This window comes from Phenylobacterium sp. (assembly GCF_036821595.1).
GTDB lineage: Bacteria > Pseudomonadota > Alphaproteobacteria > Caulobacterales > Caulobacteraceae > Phenylobacterium.
Genome location: NZ_DAISJG010000143.1, coordinates 1 through 3,313, shown reverse-complemented (window position 1 = coordinate 3,313; position 3,313 = coordinate 1). Strand labels below are relative to the sequence as shown.

Genomic DNA, 3,313 nt, shown 5'->3' with positions numbered 1-3,313 from the left:
TCAGGGCGAACTCGGCGGTCTCGCCCTCCGGATCGCCGACGATGCGGCTGACGCCGAGGATCTCGCCGGCCGGGTTCTCCGCCACCAGGGCCATCTCCCGGTCGTAGTCGATCTGCGACAGGCGCGCGGCCCAGCCGGGCGGCAGGTGGCGGAACCCGGAGGCGAAGCGCAGGCGCACGTCCTCGGGCGAGGAGCGGTCGATCAGGTCCTCGATCCGCGGCGCGTCCTGGGGACGGATCGGCCGCACGGTAAGGGTCTCGGCCCCGTCCATGGCGACGGTGCGCTCCATCGCCTGCGGGTAGGGCAGGATGGCCGGTCGCGCGGCCGGCTCGCCGGGCAGCCGCAGCCGGATGCGGGCATCGAGGCAGAGCACGCCGTCGGCGTCGGCCAGGAGCGGATTGATGTCCAGTTCCGCGACCTCCGGCAGGTCGTCGGCCAGCTCGCCCAGGCCGACCAGCACGTCGGCGACACCGGCCAGGTCCACCGCCGGGCGGTCGCGGTAGCCCTCCATCAGCCGCGACACGGCGGTGCGGGCGATCATGTCGCGCGCCAGCACGTCGTTGAGCGGCGGCAGCCCGAGGCTACGGTCGGCGAGCACCTCGGTCGCCACGCCGCCGTGGCCGAACAGCACCACGGGGCCGAAGGTCGGGTCGTGGGCCAGGCCGCACAGCAGTTCCAGCGCCTTGGGACGGGAGACCATGGGCTGGACCACGAAGCCCTCCAGCTCGGCGTCGGGGCGGGTCGCCTGGACGCGGGCGCGCATCGACTCGGCGGCCTCCAGCACCTCGGCGGGGTCCTGGAGGTCGAGGGCCACCCCGCCCACGTCGGACTTGTGGCTGATGTCCGGCGACAGGATCTTTAGCGCCACCGGCGTCTTCAGCTCGCGGGCCGCGGCGGCGGCTTCGGCGGGGGTGCGCGCCGTTCGGTCCTCCACGACAGGCAGGCCGTAGGCCTTCAGAACCGCGCGGGCCTCGGGATCAGTCAGGATGCGGCGGTCCTCGGCGAGCGCGGCCTCGACAATGCCCCGCGCGGCCCCCGCCCCGCCGTTCAGCCGGCGCCGGTCGCTCGGCGTCTGCATCAGCAGCTCCTGGTTCCGCCGGTGGTCGACCAGGTGCATGAAGGCGCGCACCGCCTCGTCGGGGGTCTCGTGCGTCGGGATGCCGGCCGCGGCGAGGGTGCGCCGGCCCTCCGAGACCGCGAAGTCGCCGAGCCAGCAGGTGAACACCGGCCGGCCCCAGGGCCCCTGCTTGCCGGCGCTGGCGGCCACGACGGTGTGGGCGGCCTCGGTGCTGTCGGCCACGGCGGTGGGGCAGTTCATCACCAGGATGGCGTCGTTCTGCCGGTCAGCCAGCAGGGCCTCCATGGCCTTGCCGTAGAGGGCGGGGTGGGCGTCGCCGAGGATGTCCACCGGGTTGCCGTGCGACCAGTTCTTCGGGGCGGCGGCGGTGATCGCCTCGATCGTGTCGGGCTGCAGCTCGGCGACCCGTCCGCCGCGGTCGGTGAGGGCGTCCACGGCCATGACCCCCGCGCCGCCGCCGTTGGTCAGGATGGCCAAGCGGTCGCCGTGGACCCTGAGACCGGCGCTGAGCGTGGTCACCGCGTCGAACAGCTCGCGCAGTCCGCCCACGCGCAGCATGCCCGCGCGGCGGAAGGCGGCGTCGTAGACCAGGTCGGAGCCGGCCATGGCGCCGGTATGCGAGAAGGCGGCGGCGGCCCCGGCGCTGGTGCGGCCGGCCTTGATCACCACCACGGGCTTCGAGCGCGCCGCGATCCGCCCGGCGGTCATGAACTTCCGCGCGTCGGTGATGCTCTCCAGGTAGATCAGGATCGCCTTGGTGTCGGGGTCGATCGCCAGGTAGTCGAGCAGGTCGCCGAAATCGACGTCGGCGGCGTCGCCGATGCTGATCACGTGGCTGAAGCCGATCCCCCGGGGCTTGGCCCAGTCCAGCGCGGCCGCGGCGATGGCCCCGGACTGGGCGACCAGCGCCAGGCCGCCGGCGGCCGGGGCGATGTGGGCGAAGCTGGCGTTGATGCCGACCCGCGGCGAGATGAACCCCAGGCAGTTTGGGCCGACGATGCGCAGCAGGTGCGGGCGCGAGGCGTCGAGCATGGCCTGCTTCAGCTCGCCGGTGACGCCGGCGCTGACCACCACCGCCGCCCGGCAGCCCTTCGCGCCAAGTTCGGCCACCAGGCCCGGCACGGTGGGGGCGGGGGTGGCGATCACCGCCATGTCCACCGGCCGCGGCAGGGCCTCCACCGACGGATAGGCAAGCGATGAGCCGATCGAGGCGGCGCGCGGGTTGACCGGCAGCACCGGGCCGGCGAAGCCGCCCTGCGCCAGGTTGCGGGCGATCACCTGGCCCACGGAGCCCGGTGTGTTGCTGGCGCCGATGAGGGCGATCGCCTTCGGATGGAACAGGGCGTCGAGGTTTCGCGTCGTCATGGCGTCTCCTGCCTCGGGCGCGCGCGGGGCTCCTTGACCCCCATCAACGCCGGACCACTGTGGCGCCCTATCGGTTCCGACGGGAGGCCCCGATGCTCGGAATGGTGTTGAAGTCGCCGCACGCGCCGCTGCGGCTGGAGGCGCGGCCGGACCCCGAGCCGGGCCCGGGCGAGCTGCGCCTGCGCGTGCGGGCCTGCGGGGTCTGCCGCACCGACCTCCACATCGTCGACGGCGAGCTCGCGCCGCGCCGCGACAGCGTGATCCCCGGCCACGAGATCATCGGGGTGGTGGACGCCATCGGGCCGGGCGTGGCGGACGTGGCCCTCGGCGAGCGGCGCGGCGTGCCCTGGCTCGGGGAGACCTGCGGCCGGTGCCGCTACTGCCGGGAGGGGCAGGAGAACCTCTGCGACGCGCCGGGCTTCACCGGCTGGACCCGGGACGGCGGCTACGCCGACACGGTGATCGCCCGCGCCGACTACTGCTTTCCCGTGCCCGGCGGACTGTCCGACGCCGAGGCCGCGCCGCTGATGTGCGCGGGCCTGATCGGATACCGCTGCTGGAAGAAGGCCTCCGAGGCGCGGCCGGTGGAGCGCCTGGGGCTCTACGGGTTCGGGGCCGCGGCGCACCTCCTGGCCCAGCTCGCCATCCACGAGGGGCAGGCGGTCTACGCCTTCACGCGCGACGGGGACGCGACAGCGCAGGCGCTGGCCCTGGAGCTGGGTTGCGCCTGGGCCGGCGGCTCGGACCAGACGCCGCCGGAGGCCCTCGACGCGGCGATCATCTTCGCTCCCGTGGGCGGGCTCGCACCCCTCGCCCTGAAGGCGGTGCGCAAGGGCGGGACCGTGGTCTGCGGCGGGATCCACATGAGCG

Annotated in this window: 2 protein-coding genes; one reads left to right on the top strand and one right to left on the bottom strand. The window is 74.4% G+C overall.

Going from position 1 to position 3,313, the window contains the following annotated elements; translation table 11 throughout:
* A partial coding sequence (locus V7Z97_RS19870) for an acetate--CoA ligase family protein (RefSeq protein ID WP_334165286.1) occupies positions 1-2,443 on the bottom strand: 2,443 nt, incomplete at its 3' end.
* 92 nt (positions 2,444-2,535) lie between these two features.
* Between V7Z97_RS19870 and V7Z97_RS19865 the strand changes: the two genes are divergently transcribed.
* Positions 2,536-3,313, top strand: a 778-nt coding sequence (locus tag V7Z97_RS19865; RefSeq protein ID WP_334165284.1) for an alcohol dehydrogenase catalytic domain-containing protein, incomplete at its 3' end; no start/stop codon positions are given.